General features: G+C 63.6%; 24 protein-coding genes and 1 pseudogene. 5 read left to right on the forward strand and 20 right to left on the reverse strand.

Features of this window, described 5'->3' with window-relative positions; genetic code table 11:
* Nucleotides 1-349: 349 nt before the first annotated feature.
* The 11 genes from sctU to sctW are packed head-to-tail and all read right to left on the reverse strand — an operon-like array spanning nt 350 to nt 10,747.
* Nucleotides 350-1,444: a type III secretion system export apparatus subunit SctU gene (gene sctU / locus NJC38_RS03060; RefSeq protein WP_045493035.1), complete on the reverse strand. Its 1,095-nt coding sequence runs from the start codon at nt 1,442-1,444 to the stop codon at nt 350-352.
* Between the two features lie 18 nt (nt 1,445-1,462).
* The gene (sctT, locus tag NJC38_RS03065) at nt 1,463-2,260 is read right to left on the reverse strand and encodes a type III secretion system export apparatus subunit SctT (RefSeq protein ID WP_253111454.1); all 798 of its coding nucleotides are present in this window, start codon (nt 2,258-2,260) and stop codon (nt 1,463-1,465) included.
* Nucleotide 2,261: 1 nt separating this feature from the next.
* Entirely contained in the window at nt 2,262-2,522 is a 261-nt protein-coding gene (gene sctS / locus NJC38_RS03070) for a type III secretion system export apparatus subunit SctS (RefSeq protein ID WP_045493033.1), read from the reverse strand.
* A 12-nt stretch (nt 2,523-2,534) separates the two neighbouring features.
* Nucleotides 2,535-3,188: a type III secretion system export apparatus subunit SctR gene (gene sctR, locus NJC38_RS03075; RefSeq protein ID WP_045493032.1), complete on the reverse strand. Its 654-nt coding sequence runs from the start codon at nt 3,186-3,188 to the stop codon at nt 2,535-2,537.
* Nucleotides 3,185-4,243, reverse strand: coding sequence for a FliM/FliN family flagellar motor switch protein (locus NJC38_RS03080; RefSeq protein WP_253111456.1), 1,059 nt, complete (start codon nt 4,241-4,243; stop codon nt 3,185-3,187). The genes sctR and NJC38_RS03080 overlap by 4 nt, the downstream gene beginning before the upstream one ends.
* Before the next feature lies 1 nt (nt 4,244).
* Nucleotides 4,245-4,802, reverse strand: coding sequence for a type III secretion system HrpP C-terminal domain-containing protein (locus NJC38_RS03085; protein WP_253111458.1), 558 nt, complete (start codon nt 4,800-4,802; stop codon nt 4,245-4,247).
* A complete protein-coding gene (locus NJC38_RS03090; protein WP_253111460.1) occupies nt 4,799-5,263 on the reverse strand; it encodes a type III secretion protein in 465 nt (154 codons plus the stop codon). Before NJC38_RS03090 ends, NJC38_RS03085 begins: the two co-directional genes overlap by 4 nt.
* Nucleotides 5,250-6,608: a FliI/YscN family ATPase gene (locus tag NJC38_RS03095; RefSeq protein WP_363321689.1), complete on the reverse strand. Its 1,359-nt coding sequence runs from the start codon at nt 6,606-6,608 to the stop codon at nt 5,250-5,252. The genes NJC38_RS03090 and NJC38_RS03095 overlap by 14 nt, the downstream gene beginning before the upstream one ends.
* Nucleotides 6,605-7,534 carry an FHA domain-containing protein gene (locus NJC38_RS03100; protein ID WP_253111462.1) on the reverse strand — a complete coding sequence of 310 codons (930 nt, stop codon included), beginning with the start codon at nt 7,532-7,534 and terminating at the stop codon, nt 6,605-6,607. The genes NJC38_RS03095 and NJC38_RS03100 overlap by 4 nt, the downstream gene beginning before the upstream one ends.
* 13 nt (nt 7,535-7,547) lie before the next feature.
* Nucleotides 7,548-9,641 (reverse strand): type III secretion system export apparatus subunit SctV, encoded by a 2,094-nt coding sequence (gene sctV / locus NJC38_RS03105; RefSeq protein WP_045493017.1) that lies wholly within the window; start codon nt 9,639-9,641, stop codon nt 7,548-7,550.
* Nucleotides 9,638-10,747: a type III secretion system gatekeeper subunit SctW gene (sctW, locus tag NJC38_RS03110; protein ID WP_253111465.1), complete on the reverse strand. Its 1,110-nt coding sequence runs from the start codon at nt 10,745-10,747 to the stop codon at nt 9,638-9,640. Before sctW ends, sctV begins: the two co-directional genes overlap by 4 nt.
* An 82-nt stretch (nt 10,748-10,829) precedes the next feature.
* Between sctW and NJC38_RS03115 the strand changes: the two genes are divergently transcribed.
* From NJC38_RS03115 to NJC38_RS03130, 4 genes and pseudogenes are all read left to right on the forward strand, one after another.
* Nucleotides 10,830-11,033, forward strand: a complete 204-nt coding sequence (locus tag NJC38_RS03115; protein ID WP_253111467.1) for a hypothetical protein — start codon at nt 10,830-10,832, stop codon at nt 11,031-11,033.
* A complete protein-coding gene (locus NJC38_RS03120; RefSeq protein WP_231906532.1) occupies nt 11,008-11,562 on the forward strand; it encodes a sigma-70 family RNA polymerase sigma factor in 555 nt (184 codons plus the stop codon). The genes NJC38_RS03115 and NJC38_RS03120 overlap by 26 nt, the downstream gene beginning before the upstream one ends.
* The gene (locus tag NJC38_RS03125; RefSeq protein ID WP_045493011.1) at nt 11,562-12,125 is read left to right on the forward strand and encodes a GNAT family N-acetyltransferase; all 564 of its coding nucleotides are present in this window, start codon (nt 11,562-11,564) and stop codon (nt 12,123-12,125) included. The genes NJC38_RS03120 and NJC38_RS03125 overlap by 1 nt, the downstream gene beginning before the upstream one ends.
* A gap of 142 nt (nt 12,126-12,267) precedes the next feature.
* A pseudogene (locus tag NJC38_RS03130) lies at nt 12,268-12,363 on the forward strand (GntR family transcriptional regulator); the annotation flags it as partial.
* A gap of 278 nt (nt 12,364-12,641) precedes the next feature.
* On the opposite strand, the gene NJC38_RS03135 reads toward NJC38_RS03130, so the two are convergent.
* A complete protein-coding gene (locus tag NJC38_RS03135; RefSeq protein ID WP_253111469.1) occupies nt 12,642-14,225 on the reverse strand; it encodes an aldehyde dehydrogenase (NADP(+)) in 1,584 nt (527 codons plus the stop codon).
* 187 nt (nt 14,226-14,412) lie between these two features.
* Here NJC38_RS03135 and NJC38_RS03140 point away from each other — a divergent pair, with 187 nt between their 5' ends.
* The gene (locus NJC38_RS03140) at nt 14,413-15,141 is read left to right on the forward strand and encodes a hypothetical protein (RefSeq protein ID WP_253111471.1); all 729 of its coding nucleotides are present in this window, start codon (nt 14,413-14,415) and stop codon (nt 15,139-15,141) included.
* Nucleotides 15,142-15,269: 128 nt separating this feature from the next.
* Here NJC38_RS03140 and NJC38_RS03145 read toward each other — a convergent pair whose 3' ends face one another.
* The 8 genes from NJC38_RS03145 to NJC38_RS03180 all read right to left on the reverse strand — a co-directional run bounded on the left by NJC38_RS03145 (nt 15,270) and on the right by NJC38_RS03180 (nt 22,197).
* Nucleotides 15,270-15,767 carry a hypothetical protein gene (locus NJC38_RS03145; protein ID WP_253111473.1) on the reverse strand — a complete coding sequence of 166 codons (498 nt, stop codon included), beginning with the start codon at nt 15,765-15,767 and terminating at the stop codon, nt 15,270-15,272.
* 12 nt (nt 15,768-15,779) lie between these two features.
* The gene (hpxK, locus tag NJC38_RS03150; RefSeq protein WP_253111475.1) at nt 15,780-17,027 is read right to left on the reverse strand and encodes an allantoate amidohydrolase; all 1,248 of its coding nucleotides are present in this window, start codon (nt 17,025-17,027) and stop codon (nt 15,780-15,782) included.
* A complete protein-coding gene (locus NJC38_RS03155) occupies nt 17,024-18,262 on the reverse strand; it encodes an alanine--glyoxylate aminotransferase family protein (RefSeq protein ID WP_253111477.1) in 1,239 nt (412 codons plus the stop codon). The genes hpxK and NJC38_RS03155 overlap by 4 nt, the downstream gene beginning before the upstream one ends.
* Before the next feature lie 33 nt (nt 18,263-18,295).
* The gene (locus tag NJC38_RS03160) at nt 18,296-19,033 is read right to left on the reverse strand and encodes an amino acid ABC transporter ATP-binding protein (RefSeq protein ID WP_045492769.1); all 738 of its coding nucleotides are present in this window, start codon (nt 19,031-19,033) and stop codon (nt 18,296-18,298) included.
* Complete coding sequence (locus NJC38_RS03165; RefSeq protein WP_045495024.1) at nt 19,014-19,670, reverse strand: amino acid ABC transporter permease; 657 nt, start codon at nt 19,668-19,670, stop codon at nt 19,014-19,016. The genes NJC38_RS03160 and NJC38_RS03165 overlap by 20 nt, the downstream gene beginning before the upstream one ends.
* Entirely contained in the window at nt 19,670-20,335 is a 666-nt protein-coding gene (locus NJC38_RS03170; RefSeq protein ID WP_045492766.1) for an amino acid ABC transporter permease, read from the reverse strand. Before NJC38_RS03170 ends, NJC38_RS03165 begins: the two co-directional genes overlap by 1 nt.
* A 10-nt stretch (nt 20,336-20,345) precedes the next feature.
* Nucleotides 20,346-21,131 (reverse strand): transporter substrate-binding domain-containing protein, encoded by a 786-nt coding sequence (locus NJC38_RS03175; protein ID WP_045492763.1) that lies wholly within the window; start codon nt 21,129-21,131, stop codon nt 20,346-20,348.
* A gap of 226 nt (nt 21,132-21,357) precedes the next feature.
* The gene (locus tag NJC38_RS03180; protein ID WP_253111479.1) at nt 21,358-22,197 is read right to left on the reverse strand and encodes a MurR/RpiR family transcriptional regulator; all 840 of its coding nucleotides are present in this window, start codon (nt 22,195-22,197) and stop codon (nt 21,358-21,360) included.
* Nucleotides 22,198-22,272: the final 75 nt, after the last annotated feature.

The raw sequence follows: 22,272 nt of genomic DNA on the forward strand, positions 1-22,272 counted from the left end.
GCTGGTTCCCGCAGGTTGCCAAGCCCTGCTGTCGATCATTCAAGCGGTTATTGAGCGCGACTCAAATCCGCTTGAGAAGGCACTGACGCTTTCGTCGGCTGAGCCCACCGGGTACGGGTCGGGCTCAAGTAGCCGGCATGACTCTGATCCGGTGCGAGCCAGCTTGCTGGCGAAGGGGCCGGTAAGACCACTGAATCTGCTGTTGTGCAACAGCCATAGACAATGTGCAGCGCTTGCCCAAGACCATAAAATCTCCCATCGAGGTATCGGCCAACTACAGGATTTGTGCCTGATGGGGCCTCAGTAAGGGGGCCTCTCACCGGACCGCGTTGGCCTGGACTGATCGGCATTACGGTTGCGGATGCTGCGCCATATCAATCAATTCACCCTTGGCCTGTTCGTCCAGCTCGCGCAGCAGCCGGTACACCTGGGCCACCGCCTGCAGGGTCGGGCGCGGGATGAACTGGCCGACTTGTTCGCGGTACAGGGTACGGGCCAGCCAGACGAAGCGCACCACCGGCACGCCGGCCTTGCGGGCGCGTTCGATCAGTTCGCGGGCGTCGGCGTCCTGGCCCTTGCACAGGATGCGCGGCAAGGGGGTTTTTTCGGGGCGGTAGTACAGCGCCACGGCAAAGTGGGTGGGGTTGACCAGCAGCATGTCGGCTTCTTCGACCGGCGCTCTGGCCGGTGCCGCAGTCGCGGGCTGCTGGACCAGCTCGCGGGCCAGCGATTTGCGGTGGAACTTCATGTGCGGGTCGCCTTCGACCTCTTTGTGTTCCTTGCGGATGTCTTCGTGGCTCATGCGCTGGCCCTTGATGAAGAAGTACTTCTGCAAGGCAAAATCCACCACCGCCAGCACCAGCAGCAGGCCGAGACAGATCCGCGACAGGCGGGTGAACAGCTCGACCAGCGCGCGCCAGTAACTGTCCAGATCGGTACGCGCCAGGCCGATCAGGTCACCCAGCGCCGGCGGCAGCACCCAGTACAGCACCAGGCCGATGAAGATCGCCTTGCACAGGCTGTTGAGCAGGTTGAACAGGTTGCGGCCGGAAAACATCTGCTTGAACTGGCCAATCGGGTTGATGCGCTCGAAATCCAGTTTCAGCGCTTCGGGGGCGAACAGCGGGCCGAACTGAATCCAGCCGCCGACCAGCCGCATCACCACCGCAAGACCCAGCACCGGCAGCATGAACAGCAACAGCTCCAGCGCCGCCTTGCTCCACACCTCGGCATTGGCGGCCGCGAAGGGCCGGTCCAGTTGGCTCAGCGGCAGCAGCATCAGGCCCTTCAGGCGCTGCATGCCGCTGTCGACCAAGGCCAGGATCAGCTCTATCAAGGCGGCGAAAATCAGCAATTTGGGTACGTCCTGGCTTTGTCCGACCTGACCTTTCTTGCGCGCGTCCTGGAGTTTTTTCTGGGTGGGCTGTTCGGTTTTTTCGCTCATGGCGGGCGTGTTCCGGGGTCAGGGGGCTTTGAGCAGCACCGGCAGCAGGTGGCGCAAGTCGCTCAGCTCAGCCAGGCGGCCTTCGCCCAGCGACATCAGCATCGGCAGGTAAATCACCAGAAACAGCAGGCCGATCAGGCTTTTGGCCGGCATCGCCAGGGTCGAGACCTGCAGTTGCGGGCTGTAGAGGCTGAGGATCGCCATGCCGAATTCGATCAGCAGCAACAGCCCCACCAAGGGGGCGGCGTACAGCACCATGTAGCGCAAGGTGCTGGCCACCAGCGTAAGGAACACTTCGAAGCCTTCAGCGCCGGTCAGCGGCGCCCACTGGGTGGCCGGCCAGACCAGGTAGCTGTCCCAGATGATCTGGGTCAGGCTGGCGTAGCCGCCGCCCATGACCATCAGCAGGATCATCACCTGCTTGAGCATGTGCCCCAGTTCCGAGGTGTTGTCGCCCAGTGCCGGGTTGATCTGCCCGCCGATCAGCGCCCCGCGCTGGTTGTCGAACAGGCAGCCGATTGCCTCGAACAGCCAGAACGGCATGGCCAGCAGCACCCCCAGCAGCAGGCCGATCGCGCTTTCCTTGATCATCAGCGCGGTCAGGTCCAGCCAGTCCAGTTGCTGGCCTTGCAGCACATGGCGGATACCGGGCATGGCCATCAGCGATAGCGCCAGCACGATGGCATGGCGCAACATGCCCTTGAGTTCAGTGAAGGCGAAGGCCGGGATCAGGAACAGGCATGGGTACAAACGGGCCATGCCGATGGTCAGGGCCAGCACCGACTCGCTCAGCTCCTTGAAGGCGGGCTCGAACATCTCAGTGCCTCGTCATGGGGATCATGCTGAACGCCAGTTGCGTCAACTGGATAAGCTCCACACCGATCCAGCGCCCGGTCAGGGCCAGCGCGACGCCCACCGCCACCAGCTTGATGGCGAACGGCAGGGTCTGGTCCTGCAGTTGCATCACCGCTTGCAGCAGCGAGGTGATGATGCCGACGATCACCGCCACGATCAGCGGCGGGGCAGACAGCACTACCACCAGCAGCATGGCCTGTTTGAACAGTGTCAGGGTATCCATGCGACCTCGCTGTCACAGGTAACTGTAGAAAAGCCCGTCGAGCAGGCGGGTCCAGCCGTCCACCAGAACGAACAACAGAATTTTCAGCGGCAGCGAAATGGTCATCGGCGCGACCATCTGCATGCCCAGGGCCAGCAGGATGTTCGACACGATCAGGTCGATGACGATAAACGGCACGTAGATCAGAAAACCGATCTGAAACCCGGCCTGTAGCTCCGAGAGCACGAACGCCGGAATGATCAGCAGCAGGTCGTCGCGCTTGACCTGGCTGGCCATCTCGCTGGGCCACAGGCGTTGGGTGTTGTCCAGCAGGTGAGTCTGGATATCGGGGTCGATGTTGCGCTGCATGAATTGGCGCAGCGGCTCGATCACGTGGCGCGCCGAATGCTCCATGGCGCTGAGGCTGTCCAGGCGCTCGGGCAGTTTCTTGATCCGTTGGCCCATCTCGTTGAACACCGGGGCCATGATGAACAGTGTCGCCGCCAGGGCAATGCCGTACAGCGCCATGTTCGGCGGCGCCTGCTGCACGCCGATGGCGTTGCGGGTAATCAGCAGCACCATGGCGATTTTCAGGAATGCCGTGCAGATGATCATCAGCAACGGCACCAGTGACAAGGCGCCGAGAAACAGCGCCATCGTCAACGGATCAAGATTCTGCAGATTCACCGCAGCGCTTCCAGCCGGGTAATTTGCAGACCCAGGCGGCCTTCGACATTAACCAGCTCGCCGTGCCCCAGCACCCGCTCGCCGTAGTACAGCATCGCCTGGCCGGGTGCGCAGCCGCTGAAGGTCAGCACCGAACCCACCGCTAGGCTGCGCATCTGGCCCAGACTCAACGACAGGTGCCCGGCGCGCAGGCTCAGGTTGAGGGCCAGGTCGTCGAACAGCGCCATGTCGTGCTGGGGCGCCGCCTCGTGGTCGTGGAGCATTTCGTCGAGTTGCTCAAAATGCAGCGGATGGTCGGCGTCGCCGGCAGAGAAGTGGTCGATCGGGGCGTTCATGGGGTGGCTCTCCATCTGGGTCAGGGTGAAACACAGCGGGTGGTCGGGAGTCTGGGCCAGGCCCAGACGCCAGTTGCCAAGTTGCAGCGTGCCGCGGCCTTCGGGGCTGAACAGCGCTTGCTCGGGGAGCAGCACATCACCGCGGCGCAGGCCGGCCAGCTCGGCGCGGGTCAGGCGTAACTGGCCAAGGGTCAGCGCGGTGACCAGCGGCAGGTTGAAGTCCGCCTCCGGGCTTGCCGGTTGCCACTGGCCGCGCTCAAGCAGGCCCAGCAGGGTCGGCGCCGAGGCCTGCAGCCGGGCGCAGACCTGCAAGCCGTTGCAGCGCACCTGCAACACCGCGCACAGCTGTCCGGTCTGGCTCGTCACAGGCTGCGGTTGCAGGGCGCCGAACAGCGCTTGCAGTTCGGCGCTGAGGTAGTGGTTGTAGAGTTGCCAGTACCAGTGATGCTCTTGGGCGTCGCTGTCACTGGGCGGCAGCAGGGCCGGACAACTGGACAGCAGCCCGAGCAGGGCTTGCGCCTCGCTCAGGCGCAGGGCGCCGCTGGCGCACTCGAAGCCTGCGTAGTCACGGTCCTGAACCGGCCCGTGCAGCAGATGCAGGTCAAGCCTGCCCGGCTGGCTTTCAAGGTTGAACGCCAAGCTCAGGCCGGCGCCGATCCGCTGGCGCACGCAGGCTTCGGCCTGGCTCATGGTCGGCAGGTGCAGAACATGGGCATTCATGTCATTGGCCCGCCTGTTCAAGGGTGAGCCGCACCGGGCGTGACAATCGCTCGCTGAGGCAGGTGCGGCTGTGTTCGGCGGTCTCGCGGCAGTGTTGCCAGGCGGCGGGGTCGTCGAAGCGCAAGGTGATCGCCAGACCGTCACGATCGTCAGCCACCTGGACGCGCACCTGGCCGAGCACCGGCAGTTCCAGCACCGCCTCGACCGGGATCTGCTGCTGCGCAGTCAGTTGGGTTTCGATGGTTTCCAGCAGGCTCTCCCACCAGTACGCCAGGGCAGGTTCGGCACCGGGGGCGCCGCCACCTTGTCTTTCGTGGTCTTGCCAGGGCTCGTTGAACCCTTGCGCTGTTTCGCTGCCCAGCCAGGTCGCGGTGGCCGGCGAGGCGTCGAGCAGGCTTTCGAACAGTTCGCTGTCCCGGCGGGTATCGCTGTGCGCCGCCGTGTTGCGTTCGCTGCGCGATTGCGCCGGTGCACTGGCGGCGCTGTTGTCGGGCTGCCGGGCACGCGGCTCGGGCGTGCGCGGCGGTTGTGGCTTGTGCAGGGCCGGGCGGCTGTTCATGAGGCCTTCCGGGTCATATCGAGCAGGTAATCGAGCTTCTCCACGTCGCGCTGGCGGCGCCGCAGTTCCTGGTGGCTGTCCTCGGTCCACTGCTGTTGCTGGCGGTGTTCGTCTTGTAGGTTATTCACCCGCCGCTGGTGTTCTTCGATCTGGCGCATGGCCTGGCGCTCGGCGGCCAGCCAGTCGTTCATCTCACTGAGCGGCAGCGGCCGGTTGGCATGCTGCTCGCGCTGCTCTTGGCGCGACTGGCGAAACTCGTGCTGCAGGCGTTGCAGGCTGGCGTGCAGGCTGTCCAGGCGCTGGCGCAGGGCTTCGAGCACCTGCCGGTGCCGACGCCAGGCCTGCTCGGCGAGGGTCAGCCGGTGGCGGCGGATCGGCGCCAGTACGTCGAGGGTCTGGCCAAGGCTTTGCAGTTGCGGATCGCTGGCCGGGTCGTGGCTATCGGATTCAGAGTGGGACATCGGCAATTACCTGCATCAAGTGGTCCAGGGTGTCGTCCAGCGACACCGGGTCACGCAGCGATTGCTGGAGAAACGCCATGACCCGGTCACGGGACTGCACGGCGAAGTCGGTCAGCGGATCGTTGCCCGGCTGGTACTCGCCCAGCTTGATCAGCATCTCCACTTGCTGATAAGCGGCCAGTAGCCTGCGCAACTGTGTGGCACCGTGCAGCTGTTCGGTTCCCGAGACATTGCTCATGGTCCGGCTCAGGCTGGCCAGCACGTCCACCGCCGGGTAGTGCCCGGCCTCGGCCAGCCGGCGCGACAGCACGATATGGCCGTCGAGCAGCGAGCGCACTTCATCGGCCACCGGGTCGTTCATCGAGTCCTGCTCGATCAGCACCGAATACAGTGCGGTGATCGCCGCGCCACGGGTGCGCCCGGCCCGCTCGACCAGGCGTGGCAACAGGCTGTACACCGAAGGCGGCAAACCGCCGCGCCCGGCCGGCTCGCCGCTGGCCAGGCCGATCTCGCGCTGGGCCCTGGCAAAGCGGGTCAGCGAGTCGATGATCAGCAGGGTCGACTGGCCCTGTTGGCGAAAGCCCTCGGCAATGGTGGTGGCGGTGAACGCTGCACGGGCGCGCTCCATGCTGCTGCGGTCGGAGGTGGAACACACCAGCACCGTGCGGGCGCGCAGTTCATCGTCCAGCTCATGGTCAAGAAACTCGCGCAGCTCCCGGCCCCGTTCGCCGATCAGGCCGAACACGATGGCCTGGCACGGGGTATTGCGCGCCAGCTCCGCGAGCAGGGTGGTCTTGCCGCAGCCGGCCCCGGCGAACACCCCGACCCGCTGGCCTTCGCCCAGGGTCAGCAGGCCGTCGATCGAGCGCAGGCCGGTGCTCAGCGGTGCCTCGATGCGTGGCCGTTCGGTGGCGGCCGGGGCGTCGCGGATCACCGGCAATGCGCCCTGTGCGCCGGCCAGCGCGAAGGCCGACGGGCCGTCACCGTCAAGCGAGCGGCCAAAGCCATCGAGCACCGCGCCGAGCAGGTGCTCGCCGACGATCAGGCTGTGCGGCTGGAACAACGGCCTGACCGGCGCGCCGATGGCGATCCCGTCCAGCGCGCCCAGTGCGGCGAGCAGGGTGTACTGGCGGTCGAAACCGACGATTTCGGCCATCACTTCGCTGCCGTCGGCGCGGCGGATCTGGCACAGGTCGCCGATCCGCGCGCGGGGCATGCTGCTGTGCAGCAGGATGCCGCTGACCCCGGCGATGCGACCGAGAATTTCCACCGGTGGAGGGCTGGCGATGCGTGCCAGCCGGCTGTTGCGCCAGTCGTCCAGACGCGCCTGAAGCGCCGGGTTCACCAGCTCACCTCGACCCGCCGCTCACCTTCGAACACCAGCTTGCTCTCGCTGATGTCCACCAGCCGCACGCCATCGACCTCATCCCCGAGGAACATCCGCCGGCCGGTATTGGTCAGCACGTTGGGCAGGCGGTTGTTGCTGATCTGCACGATGCTGAACGGCAGCTTGTCGGTGGCCGAGGGCAGGGCGGTGAGCACCGGCAGCGGGCTCTTGTACTGACGTTCGAAGTTGACCAGCAGGCGCGATGCACTCTGCAGCAGGTCGTCTTCGTCGAACCGGCCGTTAAGCAGAATCTTGCCTTGCTCCTGACTGAGGCTGATGCGGTCTTGCAATTCGCGTTCGCGGAGCATGCCGTGCAGCACGCTCTCAACCGCTGCGGCGTCCTTGAGCACGGTTTTGTGCGGCGTCTGGACCGGTGGCGGCAACGGCGGCTGCTGGTTGAACAGCCACAGCACCACACCCAGGAACACCAGCAGTGCGCCGATCAGCAGCAATGGCCCGAGCAGGGGACGCCGTGCGGGCAACGCGCTGGCAGGCAGCGGCCGGGTTTCGGGTTCGGCGGCCAGCAGGCTGTCGGCGAACAGTGCGGCGTCCTGTTCTTCGTCTTCGGTGGGCCAGTCGGTGTTGGCGCTGGTCACCGACAACCAGACCCCGTTGAGCGCAAACGGGGTGCCGGGTTCCAGGCGCTCGATGGCATCGACCTTATGGCCTTCGCTGTCGGTCACCGGGCCGTCATCACGTGCCAGCGACCAGGTGTCGTCGACCAGGCGCAGCAGGCAATGGCGGTCTTTGATACCTGGATCGTAGAGCGCCAGGTCCGAGCCGCTGGACGAGCCGATCGACCATTGGTCGCCGCTCAGCGGCAGCGCGGCGCCGCGGTGCAGGCCGGTCAGGACCCGCAGTTCATAGAGGTTTCGCTGTTGCATCGGGCACGCTCCATCAGGCCATCAGGACCTGTGCTTCTTCCAGATCGAGACGCCCCAGCACCTGCACTTGCACCGTTGACAGCAGTTCGGCGAAAGACAGTACCGGGACATGGTTGAATTCTTCGTTGAGCAGGCTGCGCAGCGGGCTGCGCAGGTCCTGGGCGACCAGCAGCACCGGCCTTGGCCGGGCTTGCAGGGTAAAGGCCTGGCGCAGTTGTTCGAGCAGCGCACCGCCCAGCTCCGGGTCCAGGGCAAAGTACGATTCGTTCTGGGTCTGGCGCAGCGCATCGCGCAGCAGTACCTCGGTTTCCGGGGTCATCAGCCAGGTGTGCAGGGTGTTGTTTTCGCTGTGCTGATGGCAGATCTGCGCCTTGAGGGCGATGCGCACATGGTCGGTCAGGGCATTGAGGTCACGCTCATGCTGGCCTTGCTCGATCAGCGTTTCGGCAATCGGTCGTACCGAGCGCAGCGACACCAGTTCGGCCGACAGGCGCTGCAAGATGGCGGCGAAGCGCGCCAGTGGCAGGGTGCGTTGCAGCTCCTGGGCAAGCTCGGGCTGTTCGCTTTCCAGCCAGCCAAGGATCGCCTTGCTTTCCTGCAGGCCGATGAACTGCGGCCCGGTGGCCTGAAAGGCGCGCTGCATGCGCTCGACGATTAACTCTTGGGCGCTGAAGCGGCTGATCTCGCTGTCGCTCAGCAGCGGGTCATCGGCCGCCAGCCAGATCCACTGTTGCTCGTCGCGCTCGGGCTGGCCCGGTTCGGCGTCGCGGGCCTGGTGCTGGTAATGCTGCTCCACCGCCAGGCGGGGACTGAAGCAGGTGGCACGGATCACCGGTACTTCATACACGCAGAAGCGAAACTCGTCGTCTGCGCAGCGGTCGGTGAACTCGATATCGAACGACGGCAGGGTCAGGCCGTAGTTATGGACCAGCGAGTTGCGCCGCTGGCGGATCGCCTGCAACAGCGCGTCGGTCTCGGCACTGTCCTGGCGGGCCGGGTTGAACTGCAGCAGGTAGGCCCGCGAGGGGTTGAAGCGGCGAATGTCATCGCGGCCATTGAGTTCCGGCGCGCTCTGCCCGGCGGCGTTGAGGTTGTCCTGTTGCGTCTGCCGCTGGCGGGCCCGCCAAAGCTGGTACAGGCCGCTGGACAGGCACACCAGGCTGATGCACACAAAGACCCCGGTGGGCATGCCGGGGATGGCGGCAAAGCCGAGCATGCCCAGCGAGGAAATCACCCAGGCTTTGGGCTGGCTGGTCAACTGGTCGGCAATTTCATGGCCGATGTTGATATCGGCGCTCTGGTTGTCGGGCGCGACCCGAGTGATGATCATGCCGGCGGTCAGCGAGATCAGCAGCGCGGGAATCTGTGCGATCAGGCCGTCACCGATGGTCAGGACCGAATACAGGTGCATGGCCGCACCGGCTTCCATGCCGTTTTGCAGCACGCCAATGGAAAAACCGCCAATCAGGTTGATGAACACGATCACCAGGCCGGCAATGGCGTCGCCCTTGACGAACTTCATCGCGCCGTCCATGGCGCCGAACAGCTGGCTTTCCTTGGACAGCTCTTCGCGGCGCTGACGCGCCTCGCGCACGGTGATCAGGTTGGCGCGCAAATCGCTGTCGATCGACATCTGCTTGCCCGGCATGGCATCGAGGGTAAAGCGCGCTGCCACTTCCGCGACCCGTTCTGAACCCTTGGTGATGACCAGGAAGTTGACGATGGTCAGGATCAGGAAAATCACCAGGCCGACTGCCAGGTTGCCGCCGACCACGAAGCTGCCGAACGCCTCGACGATATGCCCGGCGTCCTGTTGCAACAGGATCAGCCGGGTGGTAGCGATCGACAGCGACAACCGGAACATGGTGGTCAGCAGCAGTACCGCCGGAAAGGTCGAGAACGCCAGCGGCCTGGGCAGGTACATGGCCAGCACGATCAACAGTGACGAAACGCAGATGTTCAGGGCGATCAGCACGTCCACCAGCGCGGTGGGCAAGGGCAGGATCATCATGAACACGATGGCCATGACCATCACCGCACCAATGATTTCGCTGCGCCCGGTCAACGCCAGGGCCAGCCGATTGAGTGCCTGGATCAGCCAGCTCATTGCACGACCCTCGCGGTTTCGTCCAGGCCCAGCGCCTTGCGTTCATGACGGGCCAGTTCCTCCATCAGGCCCATCAGCAGGCGCAGGCCGTTCTGGCGGGTCTTGAGGTCTTTCCAGATTGCCAGCGGCAGGGTCTGGAGCAAGGGGTACAGGCTGTTGAAAAACACCGGTTGCAGCTCAGGCTGACGACCCAGGGTGTCTTCGGCCAGCAGGGTCAGGTCACGGGCGAAGAAGCCGTTGGCACAAAAGCGCAGCACCCGCTTGCTCATGCCCAGCGCCGTCATGCTGCTGCCGGGGTTCTTGTGCGCCAGGCGTTCGAGCAGCGCCAGGCAGCTCTTGAGCAGGTTGTTGATCTGCCCGCCGGCACCCAGCCCGCGCAGCATCGAGCGCAACACCGGGCCGGGTATTGATGGAGCCAGGGCGGCGATGTCATCGGCCAGGGCGCGCTGCAAGGTGCGCAGGCCACGGCTGAACTGTTCCTCGTTGAAGCGCTCCAGCAGCGCTTCGAGCAGCGCGGCCAGCGGCTGCTGGGCGACGATGGCGGCGTAGTAGAGCTGGCGCATGGCGCTGCGTTGTTCCGGATCGCTGCTGAACAGGGCGATGGCACTGGCGGTGTTGAGCCCGGCGCGAATCTTGTCGCCGTGGGTTTGACGCAACTCGTCGAGCAGCCCATGGGCCTGGTCGGCCAGCGACTGGCGGCCCTCGGCGGCGGCCATGCGCACCGCCTGCTGCAGGGCCAGGTCGGCCCGGGTCGGGTCGTTATCGGCCAGATTCAGGATGCCGCCCAGCGCGGCCTGCTGCTGCATCTGGATCTGCATGCGCCGCGCCAGTTGTTCCAGGGCCGGCTGTTCGGCGTTGTCGAGCAGGCGGTACAGCTGGGTGAGTTTTTCGACCCGTTCGACACGCTGGGCGGTGCTGCTTTCGCGCACCTGACGCTCGTCCAGCGACTTGCTGTGGCGCTCGACGCTTTCGGTGAATTTCAGCGCCACTTCTTCCATGGAGTCGAACAGCGGATTGCGCAGCGTCGGGGTGCGCACTTCTGCGGGCGCGGGCCGCGCAATCAGGTCCAGGTCGGGCCGGGGGTCGCTAAAGGAGTTGATTTTCATGGGCTGCGCTATCGCCAGAAAGGGATGTGCCTTGAGTGGCACAACACAGCAAAGGGTTCCCCGGTCGGCGGCCAGGAAAGTCGTGCAACAACTGGCACGCGGTTTTGTATCAGCAATGCCACAAATGGCACAAAACGCTGTTTTATCGAGGTTTATTTCCTTAAAAATCAACAAGTTGAAAATTTATAAAAGCTGGTACGTTCGCTGCTCTCCCTCTGGGGCCACTAACGGCAACCGTCTAACGGATGAGGGATACAAGCGTGCAAGCCAACAACGAGATGTGTGAAGCAAAGGTCATCGGGGTCATCGCGGTGGATGTGGCAGGGCTGGCCAGAAACAGCGCCAAGAAACTGCGCGGGTTCATCAGCAAGCGGGTGTTCAACCAGGCCGATGTCGATGACCTGATGCAGATGACCTACCTGGAAGCCTGGCGCAATCAGCACAAATACCAGGGCCATTCCCGGCCCGAGACATGGCTGTTCGGCATTGCCGCAAACCTGGTCAGGAACCACTTCAAAACCCTCTACAACCAGCCGCAGCCCACGGAACTGACGGATCTGGACCTGGAACACCTGGAGCAGGGCCACGACCCCAGCCAGGTCAGTGACCATCAGCGCATCCTCGGTCGCACCCTGCAAGCCATTGATGAGCTGTCCACCGACATGCGCACGGTGATCCAGCTGGTGGTCGACTCGGACATCAGCTATCAGGACGCCGCCCGCCACCTGGCGGTGCCGATCGGCACGGTGCGCTCACGCCTGGCACGGGCGCGCGGGCAACTCAAACATTCGGTTTATGCGCGGAGGATGCACTGATGAACAGTTTTGTCGACGCAGCGGCCATGCCACGTCTGGCCAAAGGTTTGCGTGAATCACGTGACAGCGACCTGCCGGCGATGATGCAGATCTTCAACGAAACCGCCGCCAGCGGCGCCAACTCGCCGGTGGTGCGGCCCATGACCCTTGAAGAGGTCACGTTCTACATCAACCTCTACAAGCGTGACGGTTTGCCGGTGTATGTCTTTGAGCGGCGCGGCGAAGTGCTGGGCTGGCTGTCGATCAACCGCTTCAGCTGGGGCACCCAGGCCTGCTACCAGACCGGTGAAGCGGCGATCTACGTCAGGCGCGACCACTACGGCAGTGGCATCGGCGTGGCACTGGGGCGCGGTGCGGTGGCCCTCGGCCGCCAGGCGGGGCTTGAAAATCTGGTGGCCTGGATCATGGCGGCCAACGTGCCGAGCCAGCGCATCGTCACTGCCATCGGTGCCACCCTGTGGGCACGGCTGCCCAACATTGCCCGTTTCGGGGAGCAGCGGGCCGACGTGCTGCTGTTCGGGTTGCCGTTGAGTGTGCCGCTCAGCGCCACCGCACCTGACTGACCGGAGGCTGCTGCACTGAGCCAGACGCATGGAGCAGCGACCTTGAAGGTCTCTGTTCCGGCGTCCTCAGAGATGGCTTCTAACCATATGCTCAAACGGTATTTCCGTCGCTGTGGGACTCGTTACGACAAGTGATCTCGCGATGCAAGACAACAAGGTCCTCCTGCCGCTTTCCAGTGTGCCGCTGCACTCACAACTGCGCGAACTGCTGCGCGCCAGAATTCTCGACGTCGAATACGCCCCCGGCCGGTGGCCGAGCGCCTGCAACTCACCCCGGAGCGATGCCGTAGGAGCGGCTTTAGCCGCGAAGAACTCAACTCTTTCATCGTGTTGTCCGGACGGCAAGTTTCGCCTTGTTGCTCGGCGCAGGGGCGGTGGCGTAAGAAAAAAAGCCATGCACAAATCAGATCGTTATTGAATGGCTAAAGCCGCTCCTGCAATCGCTCCCTGAAACGCCACTCAACAAAAAAGGCGTGACCCTCACGGATCACGCCTTTGTTTTGTCACCCGGCCTTATCAAGCGATAGGCTGGTCGCTCCACTCGCCATTGACCAGGCGACGCAGGCCCAGCGGGTTGGCGTTCTGCAGCGCAGGCGGCAGCAGGGCGTCAGCGTGGTTCTGGTAGCAGACCGGACGCAGGAAGCGGTCGATCGCCAGCGTACCCACCGAGGTGCCGCGCGAATCGGACGTCGCCGGGTACGGACCACCGTGAACCATGGCGTCGCAGACTTCAACACCGGTCGGGTAGCCATTGACCAGAATCCGGCCAACCTTGTCTTCCAGCAACGGCAGCAGCCACTGGTAGCCCGACAGGTCAGCCGGCTCACCGATCAGTGTTGCGGTCAACTGACCACGCAGGGCCAGCAGCGCGTTTTGCAGTTCGGCATCATCGGCCACTTCGATGGCGATGGTGGTTGGACCGAACACTTCTTCCTGCAGCAACTCATCGCCGTTCAGCAGCAGGCTGACGTCAGCCTTGAACAGTTGCGACTGAGCCTGCTTGCCGTCCTGAACCTTGCCCGCCAGGTGCGTGACGCCCGAATGCGCCAGCAGGTGCTCGACGCCCTTGCTGTAGCTGCGCAGACCGCCAGCGTTGAGCAGGGTCTGTGGACCCTGGCCGTCGATCTGACCGGCCAGTTGCTCCAGGAAGGCGGTGAAGGCCGGCGAGCGCAGGCCGATGACCAGGCCCGGGTTGGTGCAGAACTGACCGCCACCCATCGCGACCGAAGCAGCCAGGTCCTTGGCGATGGTTTCGCTGCGGGCGTCCAGCGCCTGCGGCAGGATGATCACCGGGTTGATGCTCGACATTTCGGCGAACACCGGGATCGGCTGCGGGCGCTCGGCGGCCATTTTGCACAGCGCATTACCGCCGCCCAGGGAACCGGTGAAGCCTACCGCCTGAATGGCCGGGTGCTTGACCAGACCTTCGCCTACGCCGTTACCGAAGATCATGTTGAACACGCCTTTAGGCATGCCGGTACGCTCGGCGGCGCGGATGATCGCCTGGCCAACCAGGTCGGCAGTGGCCATGTGGCCGCTGTGCGCTTTGAACACCACCGGGCAACCGGCAGCCAGTGCCGCAGCGGTGTCACCGCCGGCGGTGGAGAAGGCCAGCGGGAAGTTGCTGGCGCCGAATACTGCCACCGGGCCGACGCCGATGCGGTATTGACGCAGGTCCACGCGTGGCAGCGGCTTGCGGTCTGGCAGCGGCAGGTCGATGCGCGCACCCAGGTAGTCGCCACGGCGCAGGATCTGGGCGAACAAACGCATCTGGCCGCTGGTACGACCGCGCTCACCCTGGATACGGGCTTGCGGCAGAGCGGTTTCCTGGCAAACGATGGCCACGAAGTCGTCGCCCAACTGGTCCAGCTCATCAGCGATGGCGTCGAGGAATTCGGCGCGGCGGGCCGGACTCAGTTGACGGAACTCGGGAAAGGCGGCCTTGGCTGCCTGGGCGGCGGCATCGATTTCGCCATCGGTGGCCTGGACAAAGCTGTAAGGCAGGGCTTCACCGGTGGTCGCGTCCAGGCTCTGGTGCTGGCTCTGACCCAAGGCGCTGCGGGCGCCGCCGATGAAGTTATGGCCGAGAAGGGTGGACATCGGTATCTCCTGTTGTTTTGACCCTGAGGGTTGCCGAATGGCTGATGGAGTGGGGTGGAGCTGGCAGTCTGCACACATGCCTGCACCGGTATCACTGTAGGTCAGCAGTCATCGTACAACTACCGTGTGGGCTACGCAACCATCGGCGGTGGTAACCTGTCGGCGTTTTCTGACCAGGAGTGTTGCCATGGACTATGTGTGGCTGGTGGTGGGCGCGGTTATGTGCGTGGTGGCGCTGTGGCGCGGACGCGGTCACCTGCGGGGGATGCGCAGCCTGCGCCGTGAGCGGGTGATTCGCGATTATGTGTTGCCGGGTGGTTTATTCGATGCCTTGCGCCAGCAGCATCCGCATTTGCAGATCAAGGATTGCCAACTGGTTGCCCAAGGCTTGCGGCAGTTTTTCCTCGCGTATCACAAGAGTGGCTACCGCTACGTGTCGATGCCGTCTCAGGTGGTCGATGACCTGTGGCATGAGTTCATCCTCCACACCCGTGCCTACGAAGAGTTCTGCCACAAGGCCTTTGGCCGTTTCTTTCATCACACCCCGGCAGCGGCGTTGGGGGCAAAGGCTGCTGCGCAGAGTGACGCCGGTCTGCGCCGTACCTGGTGGTACGCCTGCCACGAAGAAAACATCAACCCACGCTCAGCCTTGCGCCTGCCGCTGCTGTTTGCGCTTGACGCCAAACTGGCAATTGCCGGTGGTTTTGTCTATGCCCTGGACTGTAGCGGGATGCGCCGCGCCGGCAACGATACCAACGCGACCGTGGTGCATTGCGGCAGCGACCTGGGCCATGGCTCCTCCGATAGCGGTTCGGGCTGCGGTGGCGGCAGCCATGGTTCTGACAGCACCGACAGCAGCAGCGGTGACAGCAGCGGTTGTGGCGGTGGAGGCTGCGGCGGAGGCGGGGGGGACTGATCGTTGCAGTAAGGCTGCTCAATCAGGCACGACGGACCTTGGGTAGGCGCGAGCTCGCTCGCGAAAGGGCCAGGCCAGACGCAGTATTTTTAAGGTCTGACAGACAGCTTTCGCGACCAAGGTCGCTCCTACAAAGACATTGGCTCATCGTTGCTGTTGATTTTGATCTTCGATCCGAGATAGCACAAACGCTGCCGAACGCGACTTGGGTGCAGGCCGAGGGTAGGCGTCGATTTGGGGGAGAAACCGACTTGGATGTCGGTTTCAGGTGCGCTGGGCAGGACGCCCATCGCGCCGGCCCCCGAATCGATGCCGGACGGAGGGAAGTCTGCCCGAAGGGCGGACCCAAACCAGGAGCAAGCGGTTTTCCCTGGTTTGCCCGGGGCGCGCAGCCAAGACAAAATCGGGTCGCCCAGCAGGGCGAAACCTGCAGTCCAGACGACTTGGTTAGGGATTTTCCATTGCTCGAAAGAGCGGTGCAGGCAGTTCTCCACTAATGACCCTTTAAAGCAGGAAAAAATGCGCCTTAACTGATCGGCATTACCCCGTAGGACCGGCCGGGCGGCGAGCAGCTTTAGCCGGGAAGCCTTCGCGGCTAAAGCCGCTCCTACGAGCGAATCCTGCAAGCCCATTCGCCTTTACGCCCTGGCAACCGCTGCCACCCACTGACTGAGCGCTTGCAATGCCAGGCCGACATCCGCCTGGGTCACTGACTCGGCCGGGTGGTGGCTGATGCCACCGGCGCAGCGCACGAACAGCATGCCCACCGGCCATTTTTCTGCCATGGCGATGGCATCGTGGCCGGCGCCGCTGGGCAGTGCCAGGCTGCGGCCCTGGACGTTGACCAGCACTTCTTGCAGCGCAGCCTGCAGCTGCGCATCGCAGTCGGTGGCCGGAATCGAGTAATAGGTCTCGGCGCTGAAGGCAATGCCGCGTTGTCTGGCAATCGCCTGGCCCTGTTGCAGAATCCGCTCCAGCAGGCCGTCCAGTGCCGCGTCCTGCGGCCCGCGCACATCCAGGGTCAGGGTCACCTCGCCAGGGATGACGTTGACCGCACCGGGGTGGCATTGCAGGGTGCCGACCGTGGCCACCAGTTGCGGACCGGTTTGCCGGGTATGCTCCTCGATCCACACCATCCATTGCGCCGCCGCCGCCAGAGCGTCTTTGCGATGCGCCATCGGCACCGTGCCGGCATGCCCGGCGTGGCCGGTAAAGGCGCAGTTCAGACGTCTTGCGCCATTGATTGCGGTCACCACGCCGAGCGCCAGTTGCTCACCTTCCAGGCACGGTCCCTGTTCGATATGCAGCTCAAGATAAGCGGCAATCTCTGACTGGTGGCGCGCCGCCTGGCCGATGGCGCTGGCGTCCAGGCCAGCCTCGGTCATGGCCTGGGCGACGCTGATGCCGTTGGCATCGGGCTTGTCGACCCATTCGGCGGGCCAGCTGCCGGTCAAGGCGCGGCTGCCGAGCAGGGTAATGCCAAAGCGGGTGCCTTCTTCATCGGCAAAGCCGACGATCTCGATGGCGTTCGGCAGGTGTACAGCGTGCTGGTGCAAGTGCTGAACCACCTCAATGGCCGTGATGACCCCAAGCATGCCGTCGTAGCGCCCGGCATCGCGTACGGTGTCCAGATGCGAGCCGAGCAGCACCGCTTTGGCGTCAGGCGTCTGGCCTTCATAGCGGCCACAGATATTGCCGACGCTGTCCTGCCAGACGCGCATGCCGGCCTCGCGCATCCACTGGCCGACCAGCGCGTTGGCTTGCAAGTGCTCGGTCGACAGGTACACCCGGGTCAGCGACGGCGCCGACTCGCTGATCAGCGCCAATTGGTCGCAGCGCGCCATGACCCGCGCAGCGGCATCGTTGTTGATCTGCAACGGGCTCATGCTGGCTGGCCGCTGTAATGATCCCAGGCGGCCTGCATGGCCGCGCCTTGGGTGGTGCGTACGCCCAGATGATTGAGCACTGCTTCCAGGGCGCTCAAGGTCTGCATGACGCAGTCTTTGCGGGCGTTGTAGCCCATGGTGCCGATGCGCCAGATCTTGCCGGCCAGCGGCCCGAACGAGGTGCCGATCTCGATGCCGAAGTCTTCCAGCAGCAGCTTGCGCACCTGCTCGCCATGCACGGCCTCGGGAATCACCACGCCGAGCACGTTGTTCATCTTGTGCTCAAGGTTGCCGAAGGTTGCAAGGCCCATGCCCTCAATGCCCTTGAGCAAGGCATCGCCGTGCAGTTTGTGGCGGGCGATACCGGCCTCCAGGCCCTCTTCGACGATCAACCGGGCGCATTCACGGGCGGCGAACAGCGCCGAGGTGGCCTCGGTGTGGTGGTTGAGGCGCTCTGGCCCCCAGTAATCGAGGATCATGCCCAGATCGAAATAATTGGAGTAGATCATCTCGTCGTCGCCGTCCTGATGCGCCGCCGTGCGGATGCCAGCCTCGACACATTTGCGCCGGCGAATGACCGCTTCCATGCGTTCGCTCAAGGTGATTGGCGCGGTGCCCGACGGCCCGCCCAGGCATTTCTGCAAGCCGGCGGAGACTGCATCCAGGCCCCACAGGTCGCTTTGCAGCACATTGCCGCCCAGTGAGGCGGTGGCATCGGTGTAGAACAGCACATCGTGGCGGCGGCAGATTTCGCCCAGTTGTTCCAGCGGCTGGAGCATGGTGGTCGAGGTGTCGCCCTGGACCGTCAACAACAGCCGTGGCTTGACCCGCTTGATCGCGTCTTCGATCTGCTGCGGCTCGAACACTTCACCCCATGGTGCCTCGATGGTATGCACCTCGGCCCGGCAGCGGCGGGCGATCTCGACCAGCAGGTGGCCGAAGCGGCCAAACACCGGCACCAGCACCTTGTCGCCGGGACGGATCGCCGACACCAGAATCGCTTCGATGCCAGCCCGCGAGGTGCCGTCGACCAGCAGCGTCCAGTGGTTCGCGGTGGCGAACACGCTGCGGTACAGCGCCATCACCTCGTTCATGTAGCCGGTCATGGCCGGGTCGTACTGGCCGACCAACTGGCTGGACATGGCGCGCAGCACGCGCGGGTCGGCGTTGATCGGGCCGGGGCCCATGAGCAGGCGTTGGGGCGGGTTGACCGGTGAATAGAGGGCAGTATTCATGGGGACGATCTTCTACACATTTATAAGAGGGGTTCAGTTCAGACCACGTACCGAGGAAATAAACTGTTTGAATTCAGCGGTCTGCGGGTTGGCGAACAGCTCGCGGCTGTCGCCCTGTTCCCAGACTTTGCCCTGGTGCATGAACACCACCCGGTCGCCGACCTCGCGGGCGAAGTTCATTTCGTGGGTGACCAGAATCAGGGTCATGCCTTCTTTGGCCAGTTGCTCCAGAACCTTCAGTACCTCACCGACCAGTTCCGGGTCGAGGGCCGAGGTGATTTCGTCGCACAGCAGTACCTTGGGCGACATGGCCAGGGCGCGGGCAATCGCCACCCGCTGTTGCTGACCACCGGAAAGGCTTGAGGGGTAGTAGTCCAGACGCTCACCCAGACCGACCTTTTCCAGCATCTGCGCGGCCAGTTCGCGGCACTCGGCTTCGCTTTTTTTCAGCACCCGGCGCGGCGCTAGCATCACGTTCTCCAGCGCCGTCATGTGCGGGAACAGGTTGAAGCTCTGAAACACCATGCCCACCGAACGGGCAATTTCCCGCGCCTGGGAGTCACGGTCGGTGACGGTCATGCCGGCCAGTTTGATGCTGCCTTGCTGATAACCCTCCAGGCCGTTAATGCAGCGCAGCAGGGTGCTTTTGCCCGAGCCGCTGCGGCCGATGATCGACACCACTTCGCCGATCTCGATGTCCAGGTCCACGCCCTTGAGCACGTGGTTATCGCCGTAGTACTTCTGTACCTGATCAATGGTGATGAGCGGCATTGAATTTCTTCTCCAGGAACTGGCTGTAGCGCGACAGCGGGTAGCACATCAGGAAATAACCGAGCGCCACCAGGCCGAACACCTTGAACGGTTGGTAGGTGACGTTGTTGAGGATGGTGCCGGCTTTGGTCAGCTCGATAAAACCGATGATCGAGGCCAGCGCGGTGCCCTTGACCACCTGCACGGCGAAGCCGACGGTGGGCGCGATGCCGATGCGCAGCGCCTGGGGCAGCACCACCCGGTACAGGGTCTGGCCGAAGTCCAGGCCCAGGCAGCGGCAGGCTTCCCACTGGCCGCGGGGCAGGGCACGAATGCTGCCGTGCCAGATGTCGACCAGAAAGGCACTGGTGTAGAAAGTCAGGGCCAGCGAGGCGGCGGTCCAGGGTGAAACATCGATGCCCAGCAACGCGACACCGAAAAATGCCAGAAACAACTGCATCAGCAGCGGCGTGCCCTGAAACAGCTCGGTATAGCCGCGAATCAGCCAATGCAGCCAGCGCTGCCCGGACAGGCGCATCATCACCAGCACACTGGCTACCAGGGTGCCGCCGATGAACGCGGTGAGCGACAGCAGGACCGTCCAGCGCGCTGCCAACAGCAGGTTGCGCAGGATATCCCAGTCGGTAAAGGTGCCCATCATGGCTGGTCTCCAAAGCATTTGCGGCCGATTGCCAGCAACAGCTGACGCATGGCGATCGACAGCGCCAGGTACATCAGCGCGGTCACCAGATACACCTCAAAACTCAGGAAGGTGCGTGACTGAATCAGGCTGGCGGCGAAGGTCAGCTCTTCATGGGACACCTGTGAAACCACCGATGAGCCGAGCATGACGATGATGCACTGGCTGACCAGCGCCGGATAAATGCGCTTGAGCGACGGTGGCAGCACCACCCGCAAGAACGTTTGCGAACGGCTCAGGCCCAGCACCCGGCCGGCTTCCCACTGGCCACGCGGGGTGACCTGGATGCCGGCGCGGATGATCTCGGTGCTGTAGGCGCCCAGGTTGATCAGCATCGCCAGCAGCGCGGCTTCGCCGGCAGTCAGCTTCAGGCCCAGCGCCGGCAGGCCGAAGACAATGAAGAACAACTGCACCACAAACGGCGTGTTGCGAATCAGTTCGACGTAGCAGCCCCACAGGCGGCTGGCCAGCCCCGGCCGGCCACTGCGCAGCGCCGCACCGAGAATCCCCAGGCTGACCCCGCCCACGGTGGCCAGCACCGTGAGCTGGATGGTCACCCACAAGCCGGCCAGCAGTTCCGGCCAGTAGGGCAGCAGGGCAGAGAAATTAAGCTGTGCAATCATCACCAGGCCCTTACGCGCCCAGATTGGCAGGCAGTGGTGCCTTGAGCCACTCTTCGGACAGCTTGTTCAGCGTGCCGTCGGCGTGGGCCTGTTCGATCAGGGCGTTGACCTTGTCCTTGAGCGCGGTTTCGTTCTTGCGCAGGCCGATGAAGCACGGCGAATCCTTGAGCATGAACTTGGCCACCGGTGCTTTGTCGGCGTTCTGCCGGGTAATTGCCGCGACCACCAGGTTGCCGGTGGCCACGTACTGCACCTGGCCAGACAGGTAAGCCGACAGCGTGGTGTTGTTGTCTTCATAACGCTTGACCTGCGCGCCGGCCGGTGCCACTTCGGTCAGCACCATGTCCTCCACCGCACCACGGGTCACCCCGATCGACTGCCCGGACAACTCGGCCGCACCCTGCAGCGTGCTGTCCTTGGCACCGAATACACCGAGGAAAAACGGCGCATAGGCCTTGCTGAAATCAATCACCTGTTCACGCTCGGCATTCTTGCCCAGGCTGGAGATCACCAGGTCGACCTTGTCGGTTTGCAGGTAAGGAACGCGGTTGGCGCTGGTGACCGGGACGAGCTGCAACTTTAGTTTCATCTGCTTGGCCACGTACTTGGCCATGTCAATGTCATAACCCTGCGGCTGCAAATCGGTGCCGACCGAACCGAATGGCGGAAAATCCTGCGGTACGGCGATGCGAATCACGCCGCGCTTCTCGATGTCCTGCAACTGATCCGCCAGCACACCCGCCGCCTGAGACAGCAGCGCCGCACCCGCCAGAATCGCGATCAACGTCTTTTTCATACTCGGCACCCCATCCGCTTCGGTTGTGAAACAAAAGATTCGTTATTTTTGTTTTTGCAACGTGTGTGCCAGTTTGTTTCATGACCGAAACTTTTTCCCTGTCGCTGGACATGTAAGGCATTAGCTTGAGTTTCGGGGGTGACGATAGGCGGGCAGCCGAGTCGATGGTATAAAAAAAGGCGCTAAAAGAGCGCCTTGCAGATCTTTTTTGCCCTTTTAGGGTGCATCAGCGTTGTTCCAGCTCATCCAGCTCGCCGTACAGCGCGGCGATCTGGTGAATGCGCTGGCGGCCTTCGCTCAGCTGTTCGTGCAGCACGGCATTGACCAGCAGGTTGATCAGGCTGTTGGCCCCGGCGTAGCTATCGAACGCTGAAACGCTGTCCAGTGGCGTGCACAGATGCCAGCGCCCCAGTTCAATCACTGCTTGAGCCTGGGGCTCGCAAATCACCAGGGTCGGCACCTGCTGCGTCTGCAATGCCAGCAACAGCGGACGAATGATCCGTGGCCGCCGACGGAAAGCCAGCACCACCACCAGATCGTCGGCCGCAACATCGACCAGTTCCTCGGCCAGGGTCTGGCCGGTCTGCGGCAGGATCTGCACCCCGGGACGAATCTGCAACAGTTGCTGGCGCAGGTGCAGGGCGGCCGGATAAGCATTGCGCAGACCGACGATCAATACCCGTCGGCAACTGCCCAGCGCGTGCACCACCTCGGTGAAGGTTGGCCCGTCAATCGCATTGACCCACTGGGTCAGGTTGGCCATTTCCTGCTTGTAGTGCCGCGCCAGCAAGGTATTGCCCTGCACCACGTCGCGGTTGTCGGTCACCGGCATGCCGGTCTGCCGCAAGGTGCGCTGTTCGTCGCGCATGTCCTTGTACTTGTCGTAGCCCAGGCGCTTGAACAGACGGCTGACGGTGGCCTTCGACACCCCGGTCAGCCGCGCCAGCTCGGCGCTGTTGTAGCTGACCAGGTCGTCGTAATGGTCGAGCATGAAATCAGCGAGACGTTGCTCTTGAGGGGTGAGGTGCGAGTACTGGCTGCGCAGGCGTTCGTCTAACTGATTCACGGGAATCCCTTGTAACTTTCGTTTCATTGAGCCAATGATATAGCAATCACGCAGGCACCGGAATGTTCCGGCCTT

The organism is Pseudomonas sp. 21LCFQ010, assembly GCF_024129905.1.
Lineage (GTDB): Bacteria > Pseudomonadota > Gammaproteobacteria > Pseudomonadales > Pseudomonadaceae > Aquipseudomonas.

Coding starts and splice junctions, on each gene's coding strand:
- NJC38_RS03165 (WP_045495024.1), bottom strand. CDS start 19,670: ATGGGCACCTTTACCGACTGGGATATCCTGCGCAACCTGCTGTTGGCA.
- sctV (WP_045493017.1), bottom strand. CDS start 9,641: ATGAGCTGGCTGATCCAGGCACTCAATCGGCTGGCCCTGGCGTTGACC.
- NJC38_RS03135 (WP_253111469.1), bottom strand. CDS start 14,225: ATGTCCACCCTTCTCGGCCATAACTTCATCGGCGGCGCCCGCAGCGCC.
- NJC38_RS03100 (WP_253111462.1), bottom strand. CDS start 7,534: ATGCAACAGCGAAACCTCTATGAACTGCGGGTCCTGACCGGCCTGCAC.
- hpxK (WP_253111475.1), bottom strand. CDS start 17,027: ATGAGCCCGTTGCAGATCAACAACGATGCCGCTGCGCGGGTCATGGCG.
- NJC38_RS03085 (WP_253111458.1), bottom strand. CDS start 4,802: ATGAACAGCCGCCCGGCCCTGCACAAGCCACAACCGCCGCGCACGCCC.
- NJC38_RS03175 (WP_045492763.1), bottom strand. CDS start 21,131: ATGAAAAAGACGTTGATCGCGATTCTGGCGGGTGCGGCGCTGCTGTCT.
- sctU (WP_045493035.1), bottom strand. CDS start 1,444: ATGAGCGAAAAAACCGAACAGCCCACCCAGAAAAAACTCCAGGACGCG.
- NJC38_RS03155 (WP_253111477.1), bottom strand. CDS start 18,262: ATGAATACTGCCCTCTATTCACCGGTCAACCCGCCCCAACGCCTGCTC.
- sctW (WP_253111465.1), bottom strand. CDS start 10,747: ATGAAAATCAACTCCTTTAGCGACCCCCGGCCCGACCTGGACCTGATT.
- NJC38_RS03125 (WP_045493011.1), top strand. CDS start 11,562: ATGAACAGTTTTGTCGACGCAGCGGCCATGCCACGTCTGGCCAAAGGT.
- NJC38_RS03090 (WP_253111460.1), bottom strand. CDS start 5,263: ATGTCCCACTCTGAATCCGATAGCCACGACCCGGCCAGCGATCCGCAA.
- NJC38_RS03080 (WP_253111456.1), bottom strand. CDS start 4,243: ATGAATGCCCATGTTCTGCACCTGCCGACCATGAGCCAGGCCGAAGCC.
- NJC38_RS03140 (WP_253111471.1), top strand. CDS start 14,413: ATGGACTATGTGTGGCTGGTGGTGGGCGCGGTTATGTGCGTGGTGGCG.
- NJC38_RS03170 (WP_045492766.1), bottom strand. CDS start 20,335: ATGATTGCACAGCTTAATTTCTCTGCCCTGCTGCCCTACTGGCCGGAA.
- NJC38_RS03160 (WP_045492769.1), bottom strand. CDS start 19,033: ATGCCGCTCATCACCATTGATCAGGTACAGAAGTACTACGGCGATAAC.
- sctT (WP_253111454.1), bottom strand. CDS start 2,260: ATGTTCGAGCCCGCCTTCAAGGAGCTGAGCGAGTCGGTGCTGGCCCTG.
- sctS (WP_045493033.1), bottom strand. CDS start 2,522: ATGGATACCCTGACACTGTTCAAACAGGCCATGCTGCTGGTGGTAGTG.